The following is a 24,059-nucleotide window of genomic DNA, read 5'->3' on the forward strand; positions in this document are numbered from 1 at the left end:
ATGCCCGGCCGGGCATCCCTGACCTAGTCTCCGGAAGACCTTGCAGGCCAGGCGTTGATCGACACGCGGTCACGCGAAACGATGCTTAGGGGTACTGGTGACGAAGCCGACTCCGAACGAGATTGGCCAGGGCTACGACGCTTTCGCGGACCTGCTCGACCAGCTCTGGGGCGAAAATCTGCACCACGGGTACTGGGACGACGAGTCCGCGACGCTCGAAGAGGCCACCACGCGGCTGACCGACCGGCTGTCCGCGATGCTGCCGCTGCGGGCGGGCGACCGGCTGCTCGACATCGGCTGCGGCAACGGCGAGCCGGCGATCCGGATGGCCGTCGCGAACGACGTCATGGTCACCGGCATCTCGATCAGCGAGAAGCAGGTGGAACGCGCGAACGACCGCGCGTACAAGGCCGACGTGGACGACCGGGTCGTCTTCGAGTACGCCGACGCGATGGAGCTGCCGTACGAGGACGGTTCGTTCGACCTCGTCTGGGCGCTGGAGTCGCTGCACCACATGCCGGACCGCTGGCACGTGATCCGCCAGGCGGCCCGCGTGCTACGGCCGGGCGGGCGGCTGGCGCTCGGCGACTTCCTGCTCGTGCCGGGCCCCGCCGGGCTGGAAGCCGACCGCGCGCGCGTCGCCGAGGTCGGCAAGGGCGTGGTGTCGGTCGTCTCGCTCGACGAATACCAGGACCACCTGCGCGAAGCCGGCCTCGAGCCGGAATCCGCCGAGGACGTCAGCGAGTTCACCCGGCCGTCGTGGGCCAAGGCGGCGGAGCGGTTCGAGGCGCTGCGGGAGCAGGCGCTGCAGCACATCGAGGCCGCGCAGTTCGAGGTGACGCTCGGCCGGTTCCGCGCCTTCAGCGACGAACCGTCGCTCGGCTACGTCCTCCTGACCGCGCGCAAGCCCGAGTGAGGAAGCCCGAAACCATGCAGATGACCGAAGAGAACCTCCGCGGCCTGTTCGGCCGGATGACGGGGGACGAGAAGCACGGCTGGGCCGCGGCGTCGACGTTGCACGCGATCTGGGTGCTCTACGAACGCGTGCTCAACGTGTCGCCGTCGAACATCGAGGACCCCGACCGCGACCGGTTCTACCTCTCCAAGGGCCACGGCCCGATGGCCTACTACGCGGTGCTCGCCGCGAAGGGCTTCATCGAGCCGGAAACGCTGGACACCTGGCGGCAGTGGGATTCGCCGCTGGGCATGCACCCGGACCGCAACCTGGCCCCGGGCGTGGAGATCAGCAGCGGTTCCCTCGGTCACGGGCTCCCGCTCGGCGTCGGCACCGCGCTCGGGCTGCGCGCCCAGGGCCGCGACGCCCGCGTGTTCGTCCTGATGGGCGACGGCGAGTTCGACGAGGGCAGCAACCACGAGACGATGTCGATCGCCGGCCGGCTCGGGCTCGACCGCCTCACCGCGATCGTCATCGACAACAAGACGGCCAGCCTCGGCTGGCCGGGCGGCATCGCCGCGCGCTTCGAGCTGGAGGGCTGGGCGGCGACCACGGTCGACGGCCGCGACCACGACGCGCTGGAGAAGGCGCTGACCGGCGAGACCGACGGGCGGCCGCGCGCCGTCGTCGCGGAGATCCTCCCGATCGAGGAAGGGGCAGGCGCATGACCGCCCAGGTGACCAGGAAGCAGATGCGGACGGTCTTCGCCGAGACGGTGATCGAGTCGCTGGCCACGGACCCGCGGGTGGTCATGCTGACCGCGGACATCTCGTCGTGGTTCTTCTGGGACGTGAAGAAGGAGTTCCCGGACCGCGTCCTCAACTTCGGCATCCGCGAGCAGGCGATGATCGACATCGCCGGCGGCTTCGCGCTGGCCGGCCAGCGGCCGGTGGTGCACACCTACGCGCCGTTCCTGGTCGAGCGGCCGTTCGAGCAGATCAAGATCGGCCTCGGCCACCAGGACGTCGGCGCGGTGCTGGTCAGCGTGGGCGCCTCCTACGACGACCCGTCGTGGGGCCGCACCCACCAGGCCCCGGGTGACGTGGCCCTGCTGGACACGCTGCCCGGCTGGACGGTGCACGTCCCGGGCCACGAAGACGAGGTCGCCCCGCTGCTCAGCCAGGCCATCGCCGGTGACAACCGGGTCTACGTCCGGCTGTCCGAGCGCGCGAACAGCGAAGCGGTGCCGGTTTCGGACGGGTTCACGGTGCTGCGCCGGGGCGGCAAGGGCGTGGTCGTCGCGGTCGGCCCGGTGCTGGACCAGGTCCTGGCCGCGACGGCCACCGCGGACGTCACTGTGCTGTACGCGTCGACGATCCGCCCGTTCGACCACGCGGGTCTCCGCGCGGCGGTGGCCGCGGCGGCCCCGAACGTGGTGCTGGTCGAGCCGTACCTGCGCGGGACGTCGGCGTTCGAGGTGACCGAAGCGCTGGGGGACGTGCCCCACCGCCTGAGGTCGTTCGGGACGTGGCGCGACCGCGAGGCCCGGGTCTACGGAACGGCCGAGGAACACGACCGCCTGTTCGGCGTGGACGCCGAATCGCTGGCGGATTCGATCACCCGCTTCGTCGGCTGACGAAGCGGAACCGACCGGCTCCACGCCGCACCGCACCCCCAGGCGGTTCGGTGTGGAGCCGGTTTTTCGCCGTCTCGCCACCCCTACCCCTGTGACGCGCGAAGGCCCGGACCGTCCGCGACGGTCCGGGCCCCTGGGTTTCGCGGCTAGGGGGTGTCCCAGGTGATCGGCAGCGAGTGCACCCCGTAGGTGAGCATGTCGTTGCGCAGGGGGACGTCCTCCGGCGGCACGGCGAGGCGGACGCCGGGCAGGCGGCGCAGCAGCTCGGCGTAGCCCACCTGCATCTCCACCCGGGCCAGCTGCTGCCCGAGGCACTGGTGGACGCCGTGGCCGAAGGCCAGGTGCGGGCCGCGGGCGCGCGTCACGTCCAGCGTCTCCGGGTCCGTCCACTGGCGCTCGTCCCGGTTGGTGGCCACCACCGAGACCACCACGGTGGAGCCGGCCGGGATGTGCTCGCCGCCGAGCTCCAGGTCCTGCTTGGCGAACCGGAAGAGCCCCGGGTTGATGACGGACAGGAAGCGCAGCAGCTCCTCGACGGCGTCCCCGATGCGGGCCGGGTCGTCGCGCACCGCGGCGAGCTGCTCGGGGCGCTGCAGCAGCACGAACATGCCCAGCCCGAACATGCTCGCGGTGGTGTCGTAGCCGGCGATGAGCAGCAGGTTGGCGATGTTGATGAGCTCGTCGTCGGTGAGCGCGGGGTCGGCCCCGGCGTGGTGGATCAGGCCGGAGATGAGGTCGTCGGCGGGGTGCTCGCGCTTGTCCGTGATCAGCCGCTGCATGAACACGCGCAGGGCGTCGGCGTTCTCCACCGCCTGCTCGACCGGGGCGTCCAGCTGCAGCAGGGCCGCCGCACGCTGCTGGAACTCCGCCCGCTCGGCGTAGCGCACGCCGAGCAGCTCGCAGATCACCAGCGAGGGGGCCGGGAAGGCGAACTCGGTCATCAGGTCGGCGCTGGTGCCCTTGGCCAGCATGTCGTCCAGCAGCCCGCCGATGATCTTTTCGATCTGCGTGCCGAGGTCGCGGATCCGGCGGACGGTGAACTGCCCGGTGAGCAGCTTGCGGTACCGGGTGTGCTCCGGGGGGTCCATGTTGATGAACGACCCGGCGCGCGCCTTGTCGTCCCGCAGCCGCTCCCGGAACTCCGCGGGCAGCTCCTTGAACCGGGGGTGGTACTGGAACCGGTCCGAGGAGAACCGCGGATCCGTCAGCACCGCGCGGGCCTCCTCGTACCCGGAGACCAGCCAGAACGGTTCGCCCGAGGCCAGCGCCGCCTTGGCGATCGGGCCGCGCGCGGACACCGCCAGCAGGGCGGGGGGCACGGTGAACGGGTCGTCGCGCTGGACGTACTCCTGGGGGAGGGGTGACCGCAACGCTGCGTTGCTGGGCTTGTTCTCGGTCGCGTTGGTCGTCACTGCGGCGCCAGCTCCATTCGAATCGCGCGGGCCGGACGGCGATCGATCGGGGACTGGTGCCGATCCCGCGACTTGCCTGGTCGCTTCGGAGCGTAGGAGCGCGGCGGCGGGCCGGGCATCCCTCGGGTTGATAGGTCTCCGGGCCGACTATCAAGGTAGGGGTGGTGCCCGGCGCGTGTGGTGCAGACCATGGGCAGGCCGAACTGGTTGCCGGGTGAGCGAGGTGTGTCCCGTTGAGCGTTGTCCTGCTGTTGAACGGTCCCAACCTGGGTGCGTTGGGTCATCGGGAGCCGGAGATCTACGGCACCGACACGCTCGCCGACATCGAGAAGGCCGTCGCCGGGGAAGTGGCCGGCCGGGGCTGGGAAGTGGTGTCGATCCAGCGTGACGGCGAGGGTGAGCTGGTCGGCGCGATCCACGCGCACCGCGGCACCACGGTCGGCGCCATCGTCAACCCCGGCGCCCTGATGATCGCCGGCTGGAGCCTGCGCGACGCGCTGGCGAGCTACGAGCCGCCCTGGATCGAAGTGCACCTGAGCAACGTGTGGGCGCGCGAGCAGTTCCGGCACGAGTCGGTCATCGCGCCCCTGGCGAGCGGTGTGGTGGTCGGCCTGGGTGCCTTCGGCTACCGCCTCGCGGCGCAGGCGCTGATGAATCTGTCCCCCGCGTGAGGTAAATCCTTATTGTCCGAATAGTTCGCACCGCGCTGGTGCGTTCGGACCAGGTGCGCCCGATCGGGGCGCAGCCAACCGGGTGACGGCCGCACGGGGCGGCCGCCCCGGTACAACGCGCCGTCATTCTTCCGGGTGCTTTGCACCTGTCCGGTAGTTAGTTGAGCGTTAACAGAATGCTCGTTAGGCTAGCTGGCTGATTTGCGCGTCAGGACCGTGTTAAATCGTTGCTCCACCTGGGAAAAAGTGGAATGCCCTCACATTTTGTAGGGGTGTGACCTGAGTCACAGGGGCGATGACGGAGGCGGTGGCCGAAGCTATCGTGAGTGCCGCAAGCTGTTAATCTTTCACAAGCCTGCCTGGGGAGGTTCTTGTGACGTGCGCTTTTTTGCGCGGGCTGTGTGGTGCCATGTCCTGACCGGGTCACCGGGTTCCGTCAGACGTCCCTGTTCAGGGCGGTGTGATCGACAACGGCCGGGCGTTCGTGCCCGGCCGTGCCGTGCGGGCCCGGCGTTGCGTGAATCCGCCGAATAGCGGCGTGCCGTGAAATAGATTTCGTTTCGTCTATACCTGGGGGATAGCCGAAAGATGCTCGACGTACCTACCTTGCGACTACCGGAAAATCCGTTCACCGGATTCGGCGACGATTTCATGCAGGAGGCTTGTGACACTGCCGGGTTCCTCCGGCGTTCCGCGTACTCGTGGTTCAACGGACGGCTCGACACGGGCCTGCAGTGCGCGAAGGCGGCTGCGGCGGGCGACCGCAAGGAATCCCGCGAACTCTACGAAATGGCTCAATTCTGGTACGTCGGGCTCCTCATCAAGGCCCGGGAACTCGAATCGGGCCGCCGGGTGCTGGACGCGGTCGAGAAAAGCCGGGAGGGCTCCGCTTCCGAGCGCATGACCGCCGTGTCGCACAACGTCCGCGGGAACCTGCTGTTCGCGCTGGGCAGCGTCGACGAGGCCATGGACGAGGTGAGCACGGGACTGCGGATCGCCGAAGGGTGCGGCGACCGTTCCCTGCGGCCTCCCAGCTACGTCGTGCTGGCGCTCGGTGCGCTGCGCCGGGCGGACATGCGGGCGTGCCGGGTCTTCGTGGACAAGCTGGCCGACGAAGCCCTGCTGGGCTACTTCGGCCAGGCGCCGGGGGCGTGGGTGGCCGCGCAGGCCGTCGAAGCCCGCAGCGGGGTGGAGAGCGCGGCGAGCCTCATCGCCGGCATCGTGACGAACCCGCTGGTGCTCAGGCAGCTGCTGGTGTCGGAACCGGCGGCGGCGCCGTGGCTGGTCCGCGTTTGCGGCAAGCTGGGCGCGCACGACCTGGCGGAGATCGTGGTGGAGGCGGCTTCGGTGGCCGGCGCGGAGCAGCCTGAGTTCAGCGTGATCCGCGGATCGGCCCTGCACGCGGCCGGGCTGTTCACGCAGGATTCGGCCAAGCTCCACGAGTCGGCCGACATCCACCCCGACCGCTGGTGCCGGGCATCGGCGCTGGAGGACCTGGGCGACCTGCTGGCGAAGAGGTACTCCGAGCGCGAGCACACGGTCCGCTTCCTCGAGTCGGCGCTGGACACGTACACGGCGGTGGGTGCCACCCGCGACTCCGCCCGCGTGGTGAACAAGCTCCGAGAGCACGGAGTCCGCCGCGGCACGACACGCATCGTGGAGTACGAAGGCGCGACCCCGCACGGGCTGACGAACACGGAGTTCGCGGTCGCCGAGCTGGTGAGCCAGGGACACACCAACAACGAGGTGGGCAGACAGCTGTTCATCTCCAGGCACACGGTGGCGTTCCACCTGAAGAAGGTGTTCCAGAAGATGCACATCACCTCCCGGGTCGAGCTGGCGGCGGCCTGGAAGGTGTTTTCGTAGGGGCCGACGTGAGCGCTCCCGCGTAGCCGAGCGGACGCGAAGCGTGGTTCACGCCGCAGTGGAGGGCGGCGCGGGACCATCGGTTCGTTCGGGAGTCGGTCACCCCGGGTGCCGGGGGTGGCCGGCCTCGGCGGAGTGAACGGCCGGCGAGCTTCGGGCCGCCGGGGGAGGAGCACCATCCACCCCCGGCGGCGCTGTGTTGTCCGCCCGCGGTGGCGGGTGTGCTGACCCGCCCGGGCGGCGCTGTGGTGCCCGCCCGCGTGATGGCGGGGTGCTGCTTATTGGTCCCAGCGGCGCTGCGGGGTCCGGCCGCAGCGGGTGCGCCGATCCGCCCCAGCGGCTCTGTGACGTCCGGCAGCGTGGCGGCGGGCGCCGCCTATTCCCCCGCAGCCCTACGGTGTCCGAGCCGCGGGCAGGTGCCGCCCTCGAGCGGCTTCGCGGTGTCCAAGCCGCGCCGTGGCGTGCGCCGGTCTCCGAGCCCCGGCGGGCGCGTCCCATCCCCGCCTCCAGGCCGCCCCAGCGGGCCCGTCCCACTCGCGCGCGCCCCGGGCCGGATCGCCTCCGCCCGGCCGTCCGCAAGCGCTCTCCGCCGCGCCCGAATCCCCGAAACCCGCGCCCGACACGCCCGGCCCCACTCCCGTCCGGTGGCCTTCGCCATACCCCCTCGCCGCCCCGAAAACCCCAGGTAGAGCCGCCAAGGTGGCGTTACCGGCCGGTAGCTGGAATGATATTCGGCCGCTCACGCTCCGCTGACCCTCTTCCACGCTGCGCCAACCGGCGGGACCCCCGTGTGGCATCTTGACTGGAAGCGCCGGTGGGGTCACGCTTACTCCCGACGGCGAAACCGGGGCCCTTGCGGGAGGGACCTCCGGGTCGCCTGGAGGCATACCTGAAGACGTTGCGCAGCAGGCTGGGCCCCATCGGGAGCGCCCCCTGGACAGACCGCGACGTTCGGGCTAGACTGTCTCTTTGCGCTGCCCTCTTTCAGGCTGCCCGGAGCCGGTAGTTAGGATAGTGGGCACACGGCACCCTTGACAGTCGCTGATAGCTGTTGCTATGGCGGCCGTCACCGCTCATTGTCCCCGGAAGGACGCATCTTGGCAGTCTCTCCCGCGAACCAGGCCACTGCTGCGACCACCTCGGCTGAATCTCGCTCGGAGGCCACGGGAATCCCCGGCGCGCCCGTGCGGGTTTCCTTCGCAAAGATTCGCGAACCCCTGAACACCCCCAACCTGCTCGACGTCCAGATCCAGTCGTTCCAGTGGTTCACCGGGGACGAAGCGTGGTTCCAGCGCCGTGTCGAGGAGGGTGAGGAGAACCCGGTCGGCGGCCTCGAAGAGGTCCTCAACGAGATCTCCCCGATCGAAGACTTCTCCGGTTCGATGTCCCTGTCCTTCTCCGCCCCGCGCTTCGACGAGGTCAAGGCCTCGATCGAAGAGTGCAAGGACAAGGACATGACGTACGCCGCCCCGCTGTTCGTCACGGCGGAGTTCGTCAACAACAACACGGGTGAGATCAAGAGCCAGACGGTCTTCCTCGGCGACTTCCCGGTGATGACCGACAAGGGCACCTTCGTCATCAACGGCACCGAGCGTGTCGTGGTGTCCCAGCTGGTCCGCTCGCCCGGCGTCTACTACTCCAAGGACATCGACAAGACCAGCGACAAGGACGTCTTCAGCGTCCGGGTCATCCCGAGCCGGGGTGCCTGGCTGGAGTTCGACGTCGACAAGCGCGACACCGTCGGCGTCCGCATCGACCGCAAGCGCCGCCAGCCGGTCACCGTGCTGCTGAAGGCGCTCGGCTGGACCACCGAGGCGATCCGCGAGCGCTTCTCCTTCTCGGAGACGCTGCTGGCCACCCTCGAGAAGGACCACACCGCCGGCACCGACGAGGCGCTGCTCGACATCTACCGCAAGCTGCGCCCGGGCGAACCGCCCACGAAGGAGAGCGCGCAGACCCTGCTGGAGAACCTGTTCTTCAAGGCGAAGCGCTACGACCTGGCCAAGGTCGGCCGGTACAAGGTCAACAAGAAGCTGGGCCTGTCGACGCCGATCGACAACGGGACGCTGACCGAAGAGGACATCGTCACGATCATCGAGTACCTGGTCCGGCTGCACGCCGGCGAGGACAAGATGGACGCCGCGAACGGCACCGAGATCCCGGTCGAGACCGACGACATCGACCACTTCGGCAACCGCCGCATCCGGACCGTCGGCGAGCTGATCCAGAACCAGATCCGGGTCGGCCTGTCGCGCACCGAGCGGGTCGTCCGCGAGCGCATGACCACGCAGGACGTCGAGGCGATCACCCCGCAGACCCTGATCAACATCCGCCCGATCGGCGCGGCGATCAAGGAGTTCTTCGGCACCTCGCAGCTGTCGCAGTTCATGCAGCAGACGAACCCGATCGACGGCCTGACCCACAAGCGCCGCCTCAACGCGCTGGGCCCGGGTGGCCTCTCGCGTGAGCGCGCCGGCATGGAGGTCCGCGACGTCCACCCGTCGCACTACGGCCGGATGTGCCCGATCGAGACGCCGGAAGGCCCGAACATCGGCCTGATCGGCTCGCTCTGCTCCTACGCGCGGGTCAACCCGTTCGGCTTCATCGAGACGCCGTACCGCAAGGTCGTCGAGGGCCGGGTCACCGACCAGATCGACTACCTGACCGCGGACGAAGAGGACCGGTACGTCAAGGCCCAGGCCAACGCGCCGATCTCGGACGACGGCACCTTCGTCGAAGACCGGGTCATGGCCCGCCGCAAGGGCGGCGAGGTCGAGCTGATCGACCCGCTCGACATCGACTACATGGACGTGTCGCCGCGGCAGATGGTCTCGATCGCGACGGCGATGATCCCGTTCCTCGAGCACGACGACGCGAACCGCGCGCTGATGGGCGCGAACATGCAGCGTCAGGCCGTGCCGCTGCTCCGCAGCCAGGCGCCGTACGTCGGCACCGGCGTGGAGCTGCGCGCCGCGATCGACTCCGGCGACATGCTGGTCGCCGAGCAGTCGGGCGTGGTGGAGGAGCTCTCCGCCGACCTGATCACGGTCATGCACGACGACGGGACGCGGAAGGCCTACAGCCTCTACAAGTTCCGCCGCTCGAACCACGGCACCTGCTTCAACCACCGCCCGATCGTCAACGAGGGCGACCGGGTCGAAGCCGGCCAGGTCATCGCCGACGGCCCGTCCACCGAAAACGGTGAGGTGGCGCTCGGCAAGAACCTGCTGGTCGCGGTCATGCCGTGGGAGGGCCACAACTACGAGGACGCGATCATCCTCTCCGAGCGCCTGGTGCAGGACGACGTGCTGACGTCGATCCACATCGAGGAGCACGAGATCGACGCCCGCGACACGAAGCTGGGCGCCGAGGAGATCACCCGGGACATCCCGAACGTCTCCGAGGAGGTCCTGGCCGACCTCGACGAGCGCGGCATCATCCGCATCGGTGCCGAGGTCCGCGACGGCGACATCCTGGTCGGCAAGGTCACGCCGAAGGGCGAGACCGAGCTGACCCCGGAGGAGCGCCTGCTCCGCGCGATCTTCGGCGAGAAGGCCCGCGAGGTCCGCGACACCTCCCTGAAGGTGCCGCACGGCGAGACCGGCAAGGTCATCGGCATCCGCGTGTTCTCGCGCGAGGACGACGACGAGCTGCCCCCGGGTGTCAACGAGCTGGTCCGCGTCTACGTGGCCCAGAAGCGCAAGATCCAGCCGGGCGACAAGCTCGCCGGCCGGCACGGGAACAAGGGTGTCATCGGCAAGATCCTGCCGGTCGAGGACATGCCGTTCATGGAGGACGGCACGCCCGTCGACATCATCCTGAACACCCACGGTGTGCCGCGTCGTATGAACATCGGCCAGATCCTCGAGCTGCACCTGGGCTGGCTGGCGTCGCAGGGTTGGACGATCGAGGGCGACCCGGACTGGGCGAAGAACCTTTCGCCCGAGCTGCGCGACGTCGCGCCCGGCACGAACACCGCCACCCCGGTGTTCGACGGCGCGAAGGAGGAGGAGCTCACCGGCCTGCTCAGCAGCACGAAGCCGAACCGCGACGGCGAGCGCATGGTCAAGGAGAACGGGAAGGCCAACCTGTTCGACGGCCGCTCCGGCGAGCCGTACCCGTACCCGGTGTCCGTCGGCTACATGTACATCCTGAAGCTGCACCACCTGGTCGACGACAAGATCCACGCCCGCTCCACCGGTCCGTACTCGATGATCACGCAGCAGCCGCTGGGTGGTAAGGCGCAGTTCGGTGGCCAGCGCTTCGGTGAGATGGAGTGCTGGGCGATGCAGGCGTACGGCGCCGCCTACACGCTGCAGGAGCTGCTGACGATCAAGTCGGACGACGTGGTCGGCCGCGTCAAGGTGTACGAGGCCATCGTCAAGGGCGAGAACATCCCCGAGCCGGGCATCCCGGAGTCGTTCAAGGTGCTCCTCAAGGAGCTCCAGTCGCTGTGCCTCAACGTCGAGGTGCTCTCCAGCGACGGTGCGGCGATCGAGATGCGCGACTCCGACGACGAGGACCTCGAGCGCGCCGCGGCGAACCTCGGCATCAACCTGTCCCGCAACGAGTCGCCCTCGGTGGACGACGTCGTGCACTGATCCGGTGTCGAGCGGGGACCTGCCTCCCGTGGGTCCCCGCTCCACCGCCAACCCCTCTAGCCGAAACAACCCCAAGGGGATCTAGACGTGCTGGACGTCAACTTCTTCGATGAGCTCCGCATTGGTCTCGCCACGGCCGACGACATCCGTCAGTGGTCGTACGGCGAGGTCAAGAAGCCGGAGACCATCAACTACCGGACGCTCAAGCCCGAGAAGGACGGCCTCTTCTGCGAGAAGATCTTCGGCCCGACCCGGGACTGGGAGTGCTACTGCGGCAAGTACAAGCGCGTCCGCTTCAAGGGCATCATCTGTGAGCGCTGCGGCGTCGAGGTGACCCGCGCCAAGGTGCGCCGTGAGCGGATGGGCCACATCGAGCTGGCCGCCCCGGTCACCCACATCTGGTACTTCAAGGGTGTTCCGTCCCGCCTGGGCTACCTGCTGGACCTGGCGCCGAAGGACCTCGAGAAGATCATCTACTTCGCTGCTTACGTCATCACCGGCGTGAACACGGAGCTGCGCCACAACGACCTGCCGACCCTCGAGAACGAGATCGGCGTCGAGCGCAAGAACCTCGAGACCAAGCGTGACGCGGACATCGAAGCCCGCGCGCAGAAGCTCGAAGCCGACCTGGCCGCGCTGGAGGCGGAGGGCGCCAAGTCCGACGTCCGCCGCAAGGTCAAGGAGGGCGGCGAGCGCGAGATGCGCCAGCTGCGCGACCGCGCCGGCCGCGAGCTGGACCGCCTCGAGGAGGTCTGGACGACCTTCACGAAGCTCGACACCCGCCAGCTGATCGCCGACGAGCTGCTCTACCGCGAGCTCGTCGACCGCTACGGCGAGTACTTCACCGGCGGCATGGGCGCCGAGGCCATCCAGAAGCTGGCCACGGAGTTCGACGTCTCCGCCGAGGCCGACAACCTGCGCGACACCATCCGCAACGGCAAGGGGCAGAAGAAGCTCCGCGCGCTGAAGCGGCTCAAGGTCGTCGCGGCCTTCCAGGCCACCGGCAACGACCCGCGCGGCATGGTGCTCGACGCCGTCCCGGTGATCCCGCCGGACCTGCGCCCGATGGTGCAGCTGGACGGTGGCCGGTTCGCGACGTCGGACCTGAACGACCTGTACCGCCGGGTGATCAACCGGAACAACCGCCTCAAGCGGCTGATCGACCTCGGCGCGCCCGAGATCATCGTCAACAACGAGAAGCGGATGCTGCAGGAGGCCGTCGACGCGCTGTTCGACAACGGCCGCCGCGGGCGTCCGGTCACCGGCCCGGGCAACCGGCCGCTGAAGTCGCTGTCCGACCTCCTCAAGGGCAAGCAGGGCCGGTTCCGCCAGAACCTGCTCGGCAAGCGCGTCGACTACTCGGGCCGTTCGGTCATCATCGTCGGCCCGCAGCTCAAGCTGCACCAGTGCGGCCTGCCGAAGGACATGGCGCTCGAGCTGTTCAAGCCGTTCGTCATGAAGCGGCTGGTCGACCTGAACCACGCGCAGAACATCAAGTCCGCCAAGCGGATGGTGGAGCGCTCGCGGCCGCAGGTGTGGGACGTGCTGGAAGAGGTCATCACCGGCCACCCGGTGATGCTGAACCGCGCGCCGACCCTGCACCGCCTCGGCATCCAGGCCTTCGAGCCGCAGCTGGTCGAGGGCAAGGCCATCCAGCTGCACCCGCTGGTCTGCGAGGCGTTCAACGCGGACTTCGACGGTGACCAGATGGCGGTGCACCTGCCGCTGTCGGCCGAGGCGCAGGCCGAGGCCCGGATCCTGATGCTGTCGGCGAACAACATCCTGTCGCCGGCGTCGGGCCGCCCGCTCGCCATGCCGCGGCTGGACATGGTCACGGGTCTGTTCCACCTGACCCGCCTCACCGAGACGGCCGAGGGCGCGGGCAACGCGTACTCGTCGACGGCCGAGGCGATCATGGCCTACGACCGCAAGGCGCTGAGCCTGCACGCTCCGGTCAAGATCCGCATCACCGACCGTCAGCCGGCGAAGGCCGACGAGGCGCGGCTCGCGGAGAAGGGCTGGGAGCCGGGCAAGGCGTGGCTGGCCGAGACCACCCTGGGCCGCGTGCTGTTCAACGAGCTGCTGCCGGCGGACTACCCGTTCATCAACGAGCCGATGCCGAAGAAGCGGCAGGCCGCGATCGTGAACGACCTCGCCGAGCGGTACTCGATGACCCAGGTCGCGCAGACCCTGGACCGGCTGAAGGACGCCGGCTTCTACTGGGCGACCCGGTCGGGTGTCACCGTCGCCATCTCGGACGTGCTCACCCCGGTGGGCAAGAAGGCCATCCTCGACGAGTACGAGGGCAAGGCCTCCCAGGTGGAGAAGCGCTACCAGCGCGGTCAGCTGTCGCACGCCGAGCGCAACAACGAGCTCGTCAAGGTGTGGACGCAGGCCACCGAAGAGGTCCACAAGATCATGGAGACGGCGCTGCCGGACGACAACCCGATCGCCATGATCGTGAAGTCGGGCGCCGCCGGTAACATGACGCAGGTCCGGTCCCTGGCCGGGATGCGTGGCCTGGTGTCGAACCCGAAGGGTGAGTACATCCCGCGTCCGATCAAGGCCAACTTCCGTGAAGGCCTGTCGGTGGCGGAGTACTTCATCGCGACGCACGGTGCCCGGAAGGGCCTGGCGGACACGGCGCTCCGTACCGCCGACTCGGGTTACCTGACCCGGCGTCTGGTGGACGTCTCGCAGGACGTCATCGTCCGCGAGACCGACTGCGGCACCACCCGCGGCATCATGATGCCGATCGGCGAGGACATCGGCGACGGCAAGGTCCTGCGCGACCAGCACGTCGAGACCAGCGTGTACGCGCGGAACCTCGCGACGGACGCGGTGGACGCCAAGGGCAACGTCGTGCTGAATGCCGGCGACGACATCGGCGACCCGGCCATCGACAAGCTGATCTCCAGCGGCATCGCGAAGGTCAAGGTCCGCTCGGTGCTGACCTGCGAGTCGGTCGTCGGTATCTGCGCGACCTGCTACGGCCGCTCGATGGCGACCGGTCTGCTCGTCGACGTCGGCGAGGCCGTAGGTATCGTCGCGGCCCAGTCGATCGGTGAGCCGGGTACGCAGCTGACGATGCGTACGTTCCACCAGGGTGGTGTCGCCGGTGACGACATCACGACCGGTCTGCCGCGTGTCCAGGAGCTGTTCGAGGCCCGCGTCCCGAAGGGCAAGGCGCCCATCGCCGACGTCGACGGCCGCGTGCGGATCGAGGAGAGCGAGCGGTTCTGGAAGATCACCCTCATCCCGGACGACGGGGGCGAGGAGATCGTCTTCGACAAGCTGTCCAAGCGGCAGCGGCTCGCGAACACCCCGAACGGCCCGCTGGGCGACGGTGACCACGTGCACGTCGGTCAGCAGCTGCTCGAAGGCACGCCGGACCCGCACGAGGTCCTGCGGGTCATGGGGCCGCGCGAGGCGCAGATCCACCTGGTGGACGAGGTCCAGAAGGTGTACCGGGCGCAGGGTGTGTCGATCCACGACAAGCACATCGAGGTCATCGTCCGGCAGATGCTGCGCCGGGTGACGATCATCGACTCCGGGGCCACGGACTTCCTGCCGGGCGAGCTGCCCGAGCGGACCAAGTTCGAGGCGACGAACCGGGCCGCGGTCGCCGAAGGCGGCGAGCCGGCTTCGGGCCGCCCGGTGCTGATGGGGATCACGAAGGCGTCGCTCACCACGGACTCGTGGCTGTCGGCGGCGTCGTTCCAGGAGACCACGCGAGTCCTGACCGACGCGGCCATCAACGGCCGCTCGGACAAGCTCGTGGGCCTCAAGGAGAACGTGATCATCGGTAAGCTGATCCCGGCCGGTACCGGCATCAACCGGTACCGCAACATCCAGGTGCAGCCGACCGAGGAGGCCCGGGTCGCGGCGTACGCGATCCCGTCCTACGACGACGGCTACTACACCCCGGACGTGTTCGGGACGGGCACCGGTGCCGCGGTCCCGCTGGACGACTACGACTTCGGCCGCGACTTCCGCTGACGAGGTTTCTGACGGGAAAGGCCCTCGCCGGGTTTCCGGCGGGGGCCTTTCCCCTTTTGTCACCCGATCAGGTATTCACCCGCCCCGAATGCGGCTAGAGTGAGCCGGTTCACGCGGTTCGGGGGCTTTGCGCGTTTCCAACGGGTAATCAGGGGTGACTGTTCGTGAACATATCCAGAAGCGCGAGATCCGTCGCGCGCGGTTTCGCCGCGCTGACGGCCGCGGCCGTGCTGACCAGCGCGTTCGCCGGCCCGGCGGCCGCGGACCCGGCACCGGAATCCCCGGCCGCGCCGTCCACATCGGAGGCGCCGGCCGATCCGCCGGAATCGACGCCACCCGCGCCGAGTCCCACCCAACCGGAGAGCAAACCCGCGGCGGCGCAGCCGCGGGCCGAGCGGGCCCAGGTCGCGGTCTCGCTCGTCTTCGACAAGGACTCCTACCGGACCGATGAGGACATCCGGTTCACCGTCAAACTGACGAACACCGGCGCGACGACGGCGGCCGGCCTCACGATGTACCAGATGGTGGTCGACTCGACCGACGTGCAGGTCCTGTACGGCGGCTGGGGTCAGCTCCAGGACAAGCCGGGCGTGACCCTCGAGCCCGGGAAGTCGTTCGAACTGGCGGTTTCCGGGAAGGTCCGGGACCTCGAGGCGACCACCGCGACCGTGCGCGGCATCCTGTTCGACGAGAGCGGGAACAGCGCCGGGTCGCAGTTCGGGTTCACCGTTCCGGTGACCAAAGCGGCCGGGCACGCGACGGGCACCGTGTACGGCGACAAGAACGGCAACGGGGTGCTCGATGCCGGCGAGCAGCTGGCGGGCACCAAGGTGACGCTGCGGTACGTCCACGGTTCGGGCACCTACACCGCGACGACCGGCCCCGACGGGAAGTTCGCCCTCGACCTTCCGGCCGCGGAGTACTACCTCGGCGGCGAGGTGATCGACGGCTGGCTGTTCTCCTGGCGGACCGTCCGGATCGGATCGGACACCGACCTGCTCCTCCGCGGGGCACCGCCGCTGAACGGCGCGCTGAAGGCGACCATGGCCTTCACCCAGGACACCTACAAGGTCGGCGACCTCGCGCACGTGACCGTGACGCTGTCCAACTCCGGCCCGATCCCGCTCACCGGCATCGTCGCCGCATGCAACCGCGTCGGCAGCGGCTTCGTCCTGAGCGGCCGCGGCCCGGGGTGGGGCGATCTCGCCGCGGACGGCGTGACGATCGCACCGGGGCAGACGCGGACCTTCGACGTGTCCGAAACAGTGCCGCAGGCCGCCTTCAACCGCGGCTACGTCCTCGCCGCGTGTGACTTCGGCTATCCCGAGGTCGACACCGAGAACCACGCGGAGGCCCAGGACCGGGCGGCGGTGCCGGGGGCCAAGGGGACCGTCGTGGGCGATGTGAAGCAGGGGGAACAGGGCGTCGCCGGGGTCAAGGTCGTCCTGGTGTCCGACCAGCACTGCCCGGTCACCGGTGAGCAGACGACCGACGCGAAGGGACACTTCGAGTTCCACGACGTGGTGCCCGGGCCCGAGTACCGGTTGTACCTCTTGCCGCCGAAGGGCCTGAAGGTCAAGTACGAGAACCCGACCGCCATCGACGTGTGGGGTTCGTCGGAGTCCCGCGTCGGGATCGACGTGGAGGAAGGTGACGCGCCGCTCCCGGTCGTGCCGGTCAACCCGGCCGACTGCACCGCCGGTGCCCCGACCTCGACGACCGGCCCGGCCGGCGGGACCGGCGGCGGCCAGAGCGGCGGCTCCGGCCTCGCCAGCACCGGCGTCGACGCGATCGGCCTCGGCGCCCTCGCGCTGCTCGCCCTCGCGCTCGGTGGTGGCCTGGTGTTCGGCGCCCGCCGCCGTCGCTCGGCCTGACGTTCGAACAAAGCGCCCCGCGGTCCACAACGGACCGTGGGGCGCTTTCCGTTTCACCGCAGGCTGCCCCGGGACACCGGGAAGTCGAAGTAGGTGTCCGGGAACGGTTCGCCGTTCAGCGTGAAGTGCCACCACTCCTCGGGCAGGTTCCGGAAGCCCGCCGCGGCCATCGTCGAACGCAGCAGGTCGCGGTTCTGCCGGGCGACACCGGTGATCGCGGGGTTGTCGGTGTGCGCGAGCGGGTCGAAGCAGTCGTAGCCGGTGCCCATGTCGACGGTGTTGTCCGGGAAACGCTGGTCCCGCGGCGCGAAGCACGCCTCGAGCGGCTCGCCCGGGCGGTACGGCCGCTGGACCGGCGGCGGGATGCGGACCAGCGTGAGGTCCATCGTGCTGCCGCGGCTGTGCCCGGACTTCTCGGCGATGTACCCGTCGGCGAAGAGCCGGTCCTTGGCGACGTTCGGGTAGAACTCCGCCTTCATCTTCTCGTCGGCGAGGTCCTCGGCCCACCGCACGAAGTGGTCGACGGCCCGCTGCGGCCGGTAGCAGTCGTACACCTTGAGCGTGTACCCCTGCCGGACCAGCTGCGCCTGCGCCTTCCGCAGGCCTTCGGCGGCCTGCCGCGTCAGGATGCACAAGGGCTGCCGGTACCCGTCGATGCGGCGGCCGACGAAGTTGTGCCGCGTGTCGTAGCGGATGTCCTGCAGGATCGACGGCGCGATGTCGGAGAGCGCGACGAAGGCCCCGGAAGTGCCGGCCTGCGCGGGCGTGGGCACGGCGAGGCCGCCCAGAGCGGCGAGGGTGACGGCGAGGGCACGCACCCGGCGAGTGAAGATCGGCATCCCTCTCGTCTAGCAGCTCGGCCCCGGGCGCGCAGCCGCCGTCGGGGTCAGGACCAGCCCTCGGACGTCGTCGCGCGCAGGAAGTCGTCCGAGGGCGGCTGCACCGGCCGTCCCTCGAACTGCGTCGACAGCACCACCGACGACCGCAGCTCGCCGTGCTTGCCCAGCCGCTCCAGCAGCCCCTCGAAGTGCTCGAGCGACGCCGCCCGGATCTTCAGCATCGTGCAGTGGTCGCCGCTCAGCCGGTGGATCTCGACGACCTCCGGGTAGTCCTCGGACTTCGACGTCTTCAGCAGGCAGCTGCTCAGCGCGCAGCGCATCTCGACGAACGCCTGCAGCGGCTGGCCCGCGCGCCGCGCGTCGACCTGGGCGCGGTAGCCGGTGATCACCCCGGTCTCCTCCAGCCGCCGCACCCGCTCGGCCACCGCCGGCGCCGAGAGGTTGATCCGCCGCCCGAGCTCCTTGAACGACAGCCGCCCGTCGGTCTGCAGCAGGTCCAGCAGCCGCCAGTCGACGTCGTCCAGCGCCTTTTCCGAACGGAAGGTCATGGGCCTCATCTTCCTTCCGAAGTGCGGGCGGGGCGAGCGAAATCCCGTGCACCGTCCCTTCGAACGGCGGCCCGAAGTCCCTAACGTTGCTGGTCATGGGGACTTCCACGGTGGCCGGCCGGACCCGGTCCATGGGGGCGTTGTTCACCGGAGTCGCGTTGCTCAACACGGCCATGGTCGGCCTGACGACCGCGGCCACGCTGATCGTCGCCGCGGGGAGCGGTGCGGCCTGGAGCGGGCTGCCGAGCGTGGCGAGCGTGCTCGGCACCGCGGGCGGCGCGCTCGGTGCGGGGCTGCTGCTGCCGGTCCGCGGCCGCCGCCGCGTCCTGGTGACCGGGTACGGCGTCGCGGCGCTCGGCGCGCTGGTCGCGTTCGCCGGCGCGCTGGCGACGGCGGTGCTGCCGCTGCTGCTGGGGATCCTGCTGGTCGGCGTGGGCAACGGCGGCGCCCAGCTGTCCCGCTACCTCGCCGCGGACCTCTACCCGCCGGAACGCCGCGGCCGGGCGCTGGCCACCGTCGTCTGGGCCGGGACGGTCGGCGCGCTCGCCGGCCCGGCGCTGCTGGCCCCGGCGGCGCACGTCGTGACCGGTTTCGGCTGGCCGCCGCTGTCGGGGCCGGTCGCGGTCGCGGTGGTGGCCACGGCGGGAGCGGCGCTGGCGGCGGCCCTCCTGCCGCGGGACGTCCCCCCCGCCGGAGGGGAGTCCCGCGCGCGGGCCGGTGCGCTCGGCCGGCGTCGTGCGGCCGCTGGCGGCGATGGTCGCCGCGCAGCTGGCCATGGTCGCGGTGATGACGATGACGCCGGTGCAGCTGGAAAGCCACGGGCACGGCCTCGGCGCGGTCGGCTGGGTGCTGGGCGCGCACATGATCGGCATGTTCGCGCTGGCCCCGCTGTCCGGCCGGATCGCCGACCGCTGGGGTCCGGCCGTGACGGTCAACGCGGGGCTCGGCGTGCTGGCGCTGGCGTCGGCGACCGCGCTGGCGACCCCCGCGTCCGGGCTGCCGGTGGCGCTGTTCCTGCTCGGATACGGCTGGAACCTGGCGTTCGTCGGCGGCAGCGCGCAGCTGAGCCGCACCCTCGCCCCGGAGACGCGCAGCCGGGTGCAGGGCACGGTCGACGCGGTCGTCTGGTCGGCGTCCGCGCTGGCCGGCTTCGGCTCCGGCCAGCTCTTCGCGGGTGGCGGGTACGCGCTGGTCGCCGTGGTCGGCGGGGTGCTGGCCCTGCTCCCGCTGGCCCTGCTCGTGCCCCGTGACGGCCGGTAGCCGGGCCGTTGTCGGCAAATCTCTCGTCGCCGCGGCCGCGGCCCGGCGGCCAAGATGGGCCGTGGCTGACTCGGTGCCTTTCACGGACAACTTCTCGGACCTCTCGAACACGCAGGGGTACCAGTTCGAGTTCCGTTGCGAGCGTTGCGGCAACGGCTTCCGCTCCGCCTTCCAGCGCGACAACATCGAGACCGGCCGAAGCGTGCTTCGCGCGGTCGGCTCGTTCTTCGGCGGGACGCTGCGCGACCTGAGCCATTCGGCCGACCAGTGGCGCTACGACCGCGCGACGAACTCGCCGGCCAAGGACAAGGCCCTGGCGGCGGCGGTCGAGGAGATCACCCCCAGCTTCCGCCAGTGCCGCGGCTGCGGCGACTGGATGTGCCAAGACCAGTGCTGGAACGAGGAAATCGGCCAGTGCCTGCGCTGCTCGCCCAGCGTCGCCGAGGAGATCTCGCGCGCCCAGGCGTCGGCCCAGCGCGACCAGATCTGGGAGCAGGCCCGCGAGAAGGACTGGACGGCGGGCCTGGACCTCGAGACCCGCGCGAAGGTCACCTGCCCGGGCTGCGGCCTGAAGGCCGACGGCGGCAAGTTCTGCGCGTCCTGCGGCACGTCGCTGGCCCTCAAGGTCACCTGCGGCGGCTGCGGCAACGAAGGCAACAAGCCGGGCGCGCTGTTCTGCTCGGACTGCGGCAGCAAGCTCTGACCGGAGCCCGCTGTCCGGCGGATCCGGGTGGTCCCGGGCACCATGGGGGGATGACGCCCGTCACGAAGCGCCTCACGGTGATCGCCGTCGTGCTGATCACCGCGGGCGCGATCCTGCTTTCGGTGGGGGCGATCGGCTTCCGGGCCACCTCCGACCAACCCGACGCCAACATCGGTGCCGGGTTCGCCCTGCTCGCCGGGCCCTACGTCGTCGGACTCGGCCTGGTGTTCGCGTTGTCGGCCGGGCTGACCCACCTCACGACGCGTCGCCGCTGAGGTTCCACAGCGCCGCGGGCAGGTGGTCGGCCAGGTCGGCGAGGTACCGCGCTTCGGCCGTCAGGTTCTGCCGCGTCGCGCAGCCCCGGCCCCAGGTGCGCGCCGAGCCGTTCTCGACCACGACCTCCCGCTGCCCGAACCGCGGGTTCGCCGCCAGCCACCGCGCCAGCTCGGCGTCGAGCGCCGAGTCCGGCGGGAGGGTCGGCATGGACACCGGCCGGCCCGGGACGATCCGCAGCTCCGGGCCCGGCGGCACGCGCACTTGGGTGACGTGGGAGTCGCGGAAGTACACGTGGTCGTCGGAGTGCCGGTAGGACTCCCGCGTGTCGATGCCGAGCACCGGCCGGTCGCCGAGGCGGAACTCGACCCACGGGTCTTCCGGCGCACCCGTCAGCGGTCGCCCGGTCGGGTGAAACACGCCGAACGAAGGCGCCCCGCTGCCGAACGTGCCACCCCGCTCCGCCGCGAACGCCTTGAACCAGTGGCCCTCGCGGCTCGCGGCGGCCTTCCGCTGCGCCCGCCACCAGATCGCGCCGGCCACCGCGGCCACCACCACGAGCACGCCGATCGTGAAGAGCGTCTGCATCGTCAGAAGTCCAGGTCCTCGCGGGTCTCCTCGACGGACTGGTCGCGGCCCGTCCCGTCGTAGTCGCTCGTCTTCTTCGCGTTCTTCACGTGGCTGTTGAGCTTGCCGAGGTGGTCGTTCACCGTCTTGGCCGGGTTGTCGCCGGGGTTGGCCGGGTGGTAGCCGAGCACGCCCTTGACCGCCGCCTCGCCACCCTTCTTCAGCGCTTCGGCGGCGCCCGCCTTCAGCATCGTCTTCCGGTAGTCGACCTTGCCGGCGGCGTCGAGCACCGGGTTTTCGAAGGCCTTCGCCCAGCGCTTGCCGATCAGGCCCTTGTCGCCGGCGGCCTTCTGGAGGAGGTCCTTGCCCTCGTTCTCCTTCGCGATCTTCGTGAGCGACTTGCCCAGCGTGGTCGAGGCGAACTTCTGCTGCAGCTTCCGGAGCCAGTCGAGCACCTTCTGCAGGAGCTCGCGCAGCTTGTTCACCTTCCGGGTGGTCTTCGCGGTCGTCTGGGCGGCCTTGACCTCGGTCACCGGGGCGGCCGCGGACAGCGAAGCCCCGCAGGTCGGCACCGCGGCGGCCAGTGCGGGCACCCACAGCAGGATCAGCCAGGTCACGAACTCGGTGAGGATGGCCTTGACCAGATCCTCGACGAAGCTCATCAGCATGCTGTTGAGCTGCAGCTTCCGGGCCAGGTCGCCGGACTTCCCGGCGACGCCCTCGATGCCGTGCGCGAACTCGCCCAGCGCCGTCTTCGCCGCGTTGCTCGCGTTGCCCTCCCAGTGCTCGAGGGACGTGTCGGCGACCTCGGCGAAGTTCTTGGCCAGCTTGTCCAGCCCGGTGGCGATCGCCCCGAAGTTCTCCGCCGCGACCCCCAGCGCCGGGCCGTCGCCGCTGACGAAGTGGATCGCGTCCTGGACCGGCTGGACGGCGTTGACCAGGAAGTTCAGCCCCTGCCCGACGAGCCAGCCGAGCGGGTCGGTCGCGATGTCGGTGATCGTGCTCGAGCTCGACTGGATGAAGCTCGCCGTGTCGGTGGCGATGGTGCCGAGGGCCAGGGTGATGTCCGCGCCGTCGGGCTGCGGCGCGAAGACGGCCTTCGTCACCGAGACGGCGTCCTTGCCGACGGTGACGGCGCTGCCGGCGAACGGCGTCGCCTTGAGCGCGTTGTCGACGTTGACCCCGAGCACGGTCTTCGGGTCGTCGGGCTTGACGGTGATGCCGCTCGCGACGTCTTCGACCTCGGCCACGTGTTCCCCCTCAGTGCTTTCCCGGGCCGTCGAGCAGGGCCTCGACCTGGCCGAAGAAGATCTTGTGGTCGTCCTCGACGCCCTGGTAGACGTTCGCCGCGTCGGTCAGCTTGGCCTGCGCCGACGCCAGGCCGTCCGCGATGGACGTCAGCAGCGAGTGCAGCTCGCGGAGGGTGTCGTCGTAGCCGCTCTTGGTGAACAGGCCGACCACGCCCCACGCCTTGTCGCCGACGTCGGCCTGCGCGACCTTCTCGGTGATCTTCGCGCCCTGGTCGCGGTACTTGTCGAGCTCGCCGACGTACTTGTGCAGGGCGTCCACCTGGACCCGGTAACCGTCGGGCATCAGTCCTCCTCGTCGAACAGGGTGCGCAGGAAGCGGTCGCCGGCACTCGGGCCGCCCGCAGGCGGCGCCGGCGGCGGATCGGCGGGGCGGAGCACCCGCTGCTCGGAGAAGTCCTGCGGTGCTTCCGCCTCCGCGGTGAGCTTCGACCGCAGTTCTTCGACGGTGGTTCCGAACGCCACGGCCTGCGTCTCGAGGACCTGGTCGACCAGGCCCAGGTCATCGCCCATGTTCTCCTCGACGATGACGGCCTGCCGCCGCGCCGCCTCGCCGACAGCCTCCCGCAGGGTGGCGAGCAGCGTGGCCGAGAGGGCCTGCGGCCCCTTGGCGAGCGCGGCCTCGGTGAAGGTGACGTCCAGAACGGCCCCGCCGGGCCCGGTGACGACGGTGACACCCCCGTCCGCCGACGCGGCGCTCGCCCGCAGCTCGGTGAGCTGTTGGTGCATGGTGCCCAGCCCGGCGAACCGGTCGTCGGCGTCGCGGATGCCCGCCTGGAACCGCTCGAACTCGGCCACCAGGTGCTCGAACTCGCCCGACATGCGCCCGCCTCTCCGTTTCGTGGTGCACCCATCGTGACCCTCCGGCCGCACTGTGACGCACGGAACGGCCGATCCGATCCCACTGCATCACCCGACCGGGTAATGGGTAGGTTTCGGCCCGAGAGGGAAGCAGGGGACAACGCGCGAGGAGTGTGTGATGACCAGCACCGAAGGGGCCGAAGGCGCCACAGAGGAACCGAAGTCGACGGGCAGCCACGCAGCCCCCGAGGGGGCGGGCGTACACCCGCTGATCGACCTGTCCCGCGACCCGAACCCGGGCCGGCCGGACCACGCCAAGCCGGACGAGGACTGAGGTAGCGGCCCGGCCTCGGCTCGCCACGGCTCGGCACGGCACTGGCTCGGGCTCGGCCCGGGCGCGGCTCGGCTCGGCATGGCCCGGTTCGGCACCGGCCCGGCTTGGCACCGGCTCGGCTCGGCTCGGCCGGCATGGCCCGGCCTGGCATGGCCCGGCCCGGCCCGGCCCGGCTCGGCACCGGCGCACCTCGTCGGAGGCGGTGCGCCGGCCGAGCCGGGTTCCCGCGGGCGGTGGCCTGGGTCGGGCGCCGGTTCGGTGGGCGGCCAGCGAAGCAGGCCGCCGGGGGCTCGGTCCCCGCGGCCTCGGGCTGGTGGAAGCTGCTCGGCCCGGGTCGGTCTCGGCGGCCCCGGGCTGGTGAAGCTACCTCGCCGGCAACGCGCTCCGGCGCTCGCGGGCCCTGGTAGGCAAGCCAGCGCCGGTGGGGTTGCCGCACGCCAGCCGGTCCGAGATCGCGCGCCCGCGACGGGCCC

The 24,059-nt window shown here is 70.2% G+C and carries 19 protein-coding genes and 1 pseudogene; 13 read left to right on the forward strand and 7 right to left on the reverse strand.

The features are described 5' to 3' along the window. The first annotated feature begins 97 nt into the window (after positions 1-97). Genes CCN39_RS34785 through CCN39_RS34795 form a run of 3 tightly spaced genes read left to right on the forward strand, consistent with a single transcriptional unit; the run spans position 98 to position 2,531 of the window. Entirely contained in the window at positions 98-916 is an 819-nt protein-coding gene (locus CCN39_RS34785; protein ID WP_086849289.1) for an SAM-dependent methyltransferase, read from the forward strand. Between the two features lie 14 nt (positions 917-930). Then, positions 931-1,623, forward strand: a complete 693-nt coding sequence (locus CCN39_RS34790) for a thiamine pyrophosphate-binding protein (protein ID WP_086849291.1) — start codon at positions 931-933, stop codon at positions 1,621-1,623. Further along, entirely contained in the window at positions 1,620-2,531 is a 912-nt protein-coding gene (locus tag CCN39_RS34795; protein WP_086849292.1) for a transketolase family protein, read from the forward strand. The genes CCN39_RS34790 and CCN39_RS34795 overlap by 4 nt, the downstream gene beginning before the upstream one ends. Before the next feature lie 146 nt (positions 2,532-2,677). Here the strand turns inward: CCN39_RS34795 and CCN39_RS34800 are convergent, their stop codons facing one another. Beyond that, positions 2,678-3,943, reverse strand: coding sequence for a cytochrome P450 (locus CCN39_RS34800; protein WP_086849294.1), 1,266 nt, complete (start codon positions 3,941-3,943; stop codon positions 2,678-2,680). Between the two features lie 233 nt (positions 3,944-4,176). Between CCN39_RS34800 and CCN39_RS34805 the strand changes: the two genes are divergently transcribed. From CCN39_RS34805 to CCN39_RS34825, 5 genes are all read left to right on the forward strand, one after another. After that, a complete protein-coding gene (locus CCN39_RS34805) occupies positions 4,177-4,614 on the forward strand; it encodes a type II 3-dehydroquinate dehydratase (RefSeq protein ID WP_086849296.1) in 438 nt (145 codons plus the stop codon). Between the two features lie 789 nt (positions 4,615-5,403). After that, positions 5,404-6,480, forward strand: coding sequence for a helix-turn-helix transcriptional regulator (locus CCN39_RS34810; protein WP_244211131.1), 1,077 nt, complete (start codon positions 5,404-5,406; stop codon positions 6,478-6,480). A 1,097-nt stretch (positions 6,481-7,577) separates the two neighbouring features. Beyond that, positions 7,578-11,081, forward strand: a complete 3,504-nt coding sequence (rpoB, locus tag CCN39_RS34815; RefSeq protein ID WP_086849300.1) for a DNA-directed RNA polymerase subunit beta — start codon at positions 7,578-7,580, stop codon at positions 11,079-11,081. Between the two features lie 87 nt (positions 11,082-11,168). Then, entirely contained in the window at positions 11,169-15,080 is a 3,912-nt protein-coding gene (locus CCN39_RS34820; RefSeq protein ID WP_086849303.1) for a DNA-directed RNA polymerase subunit beta', read from the forward strand. 164 nt (positions 15,081-15,244) lie between these two features. Next, positions 15,245-16,954: an SdrD B-like domain-containing protein gene (locus CCN39_RS34825; protein ID WP_244211132.1), complete on the forward strand. Its 1,710-nt coding sequence runs from the start codon at positions 15,245-15,247 to the stop codon at positions 16,952-16,954. A 53-nt stretch (positions 16,955-17,007) separates the two neighbouring features. Here the strand turns inward: CCN39_RS34825 and CCN39_RS34830 are convergent, their stop codons facing one another. Together CCN39_RS34830 and CCN39_RS34835 are read right to left on the reverse strand one after the other, a co-directional pair. Beyond that, on the reverse strand, positions 17,008-17,793 hold the full coding sequence (locus CCN39_RS34830) for a M15 family metallopeptidase (RefSeq protein ID WP_086849307.1): 786 nt from the start codon (positions 17,791-17,793) through the stop codon (positions 17,008-17,010). Between the two features lie 47 nt (positions 17,794-17,840). Further along, complete coding sequence (locus tag CCN39_RS34835; protein ID WP_086849308.1) at positions 17,841-18,341, reverse strand: Lrp/AsnC family transcriptional regulator; 501 nt, start codon at positions 18,339-18,341, stop codon at positions 17,841-17,843. A gap of 173 nt (positions 18,342-18,514) precedes the next feature. Here CCN39_RS34835 and CCN39_RS52055 point away from each other — a divergent pair. The 4 genes and pseudogenes from CCN39_RS52055 to CCN39_RS34850 all read left to right on the forward strand — a co-directional run. Continuing rightward, positions 18,515-18,997: pseudogene (locus CCN39_RS52055) on the forward strand (MFS transporter); the annotation flags it as partial. Positions 18,998-19,058: 61 nt separating this feature from the next. Beyond that, positions 19,059-19,601 (forward strand): MFS transporter, encoded by a 543-nt coding sequence (locus tag CCN39_RS52060; RefSeq protein WP_244211133.1) that lies wholly within the window; start codon positions 19,059-19,061, stop codon positions 19,599-19,601. Positions 19,602-19,674: 73 nt separating this feature from the next. Continuing rightward, positions 19,675-20,304, forward strand: a complete 630-nt coding sequence (locus CCN39_RS34845; RefSeq protein WP_086849323.1) for a zinc ribbon domain-containing protein — start codon at positions 19,675-19,677, stop codon at positions 20,302-20,304. A 50-nt stretch (positions 20,305-20,354) separates the two neighbouring features. Continuing rightward, the gene (locus CCN39_RS34850) at positions 20,355-20,579 is read left to right on the forward strand and encodes a hypothetical protein (protein ID WP_086849311.1); all 225 of its coding nucleotides are present in this window, start codon (positions 20,355-20,357) and stop codon (positions 20,577-20,579) included. On the opposite strand, the gene CCN39_RS52065 is transcribed toward CCN39_RS34850, so the two are convergent. Genes CCN39_RS52065 through CCN39_RS34870 form a run of 4 tightly spaced genes read right to left on the reverse strand, consistent with a single transcriptional unit; the run spans position 20,560 to position 23,273 of the window. Further along, a complete protein-coding gene (locus CCN39_RS52065; RefSeq protein ID WP_244211134.1) occupies positions 20,560-21,165 on the reverse strand; it encodes a hypothetical protein in 606 nt (201 codons plus the stop codon). The two genes, CCN39_RS34850 and CCN39_RS52065, sit on opposite strands and share 20 nt — an antisense overlap. A 2-nt stretch (positions 21,166-21,167) precedes the next feature. After that, positions 21,168-22,394 carry a hypothetical protein gene (locus tag CCN39_RS34860; protein WP_086849314.1) on the reverse strand — a complete coding sequence of 409 codons (1,227 nt, stop codon included), beginning with the start codon at positions 22,392-22,394 and terminating at the stop codon, positions 21,168-21,170. Positions 22,395-22,404: 10 nt separating this feature from the next. After that, positions 22,405-22,737, reverse strand: a complete 333-nt coding sequence (locus CCN39_RS34865; protein ID WP_086849316.1) for a DUF6317 family protein — start codon at positions 22,735-22,737, stop codon at positions 22,405-22,407. Next, positions 22,737-23,273, reverse strand: coding sequence for a YbaB/EbfC family nucleoid-associated protein (locus CCN39_RS34870; protein ID WP_086849319.1), 537 nt, complete (start codon positions 23,271-23,273; stop codon positions 22,737-22,739). The genes CCN39_RS34865 and CCN39_RS34870 overlap by 1 nt, the downstream gene beginning before the upstream one ends. A 157-nt stretch (positions 23,274-23,430) precedes the next feature. Here CCN39_RS34870 and CCN39_RS34875 point away from each other — a divergent pair, with 157 nt between their 5' ends. Next, positions 23,431-23,586, forward strand: coding sequence for a hypothetical protein (locus CCN39_RS34875; protein WP_086849321.1), 156 nt, complete (start codon positions 23,431-23,433; stop codon positions 23,584-23,586). Positions 23,587-24,059: the final 473 nt, after the last annotated feature.

Source organism: Amycolatopsis kentuckyensis (assembly GCF_002155975.1).
GTDB classification, from domain to species: Bacteria; Actinomycetota; Actinomycetes; order Mycobacteriales; family Pseudonocardiaceae; genus Amycolatopsis; species Amycolatopsis kentuckyensis.

Coding starts and splice junctions, on each gene's coding strand:
- CCN39_RS34790 (WP_086849291.1), top strand. CDS start 931: ATGCAGATGACCGAAGAGAACCTCCGCGGCCTGTTCGGCCGGATGACG.
- CCN39_RS34795 (WP_086849292.1), top strand. CDS start 1,620: ATGACCGCCCAGGTGACCAGGAAGCAGATGCGGACGGTCTTCGCCGAG.
- CCN39_RS34810 (WP_244211131.1), top strand. CDS start 5,404: ATGGCTCAATTCTGGTACGTCGGGCTCCTCATCAAGGCCCGGGAACTC.
- CCN39_RS34830 (WP_086849307.1), bottom strand. CDS start 17,793: ATGCCGATCTTCACTCGCCGGGTGCGTGCCCTCGCCGTCACCCTCGCC.
- CCN39_RS34835 (WP_086849308.1), bottom strand. CDS start 18,341: ATGACCTTCCGTTCGGAAAAGGCGCTGGACGACGTCGACTGGCGGCTG.
- CCN39_RS34850 (WP_086849311.1), top strand. CDS start 20,355: ATGACGCCCGTCACGAAGCGCCTCACGGTGATCGCCGTCGTGCTGATC.
- CCN39_RS52065 (WP_244211134.1), bottom strand. CDS start 21,165: ATGCAGACGCTCTTCACGATCGGCGTGCTCGTGGTGGTGGCCGCGGTG.
- CCN39_RS34865 (WP_086849316.1), bottom strand. CDS start 22,737: ATGCCCGACGGTTACCGGGTCCAGGTGGACGCCCTGCACAAGTACGTC.
- CCN39_RS34870 (WP_086849319.1), bottom strand. CDS start 23,273: ATGTCGGGCGAGTTCGAGCACCTGGTGGCCGAGTTCGAGCGGTTCCAG.
- CCN39_RS34875 (WP_086849321.1), top strand. CDS start 23,431: ATGACCAGCACCGAAGGGGCCGAAGGCGCCACAGAGGAACCGAAGTCG.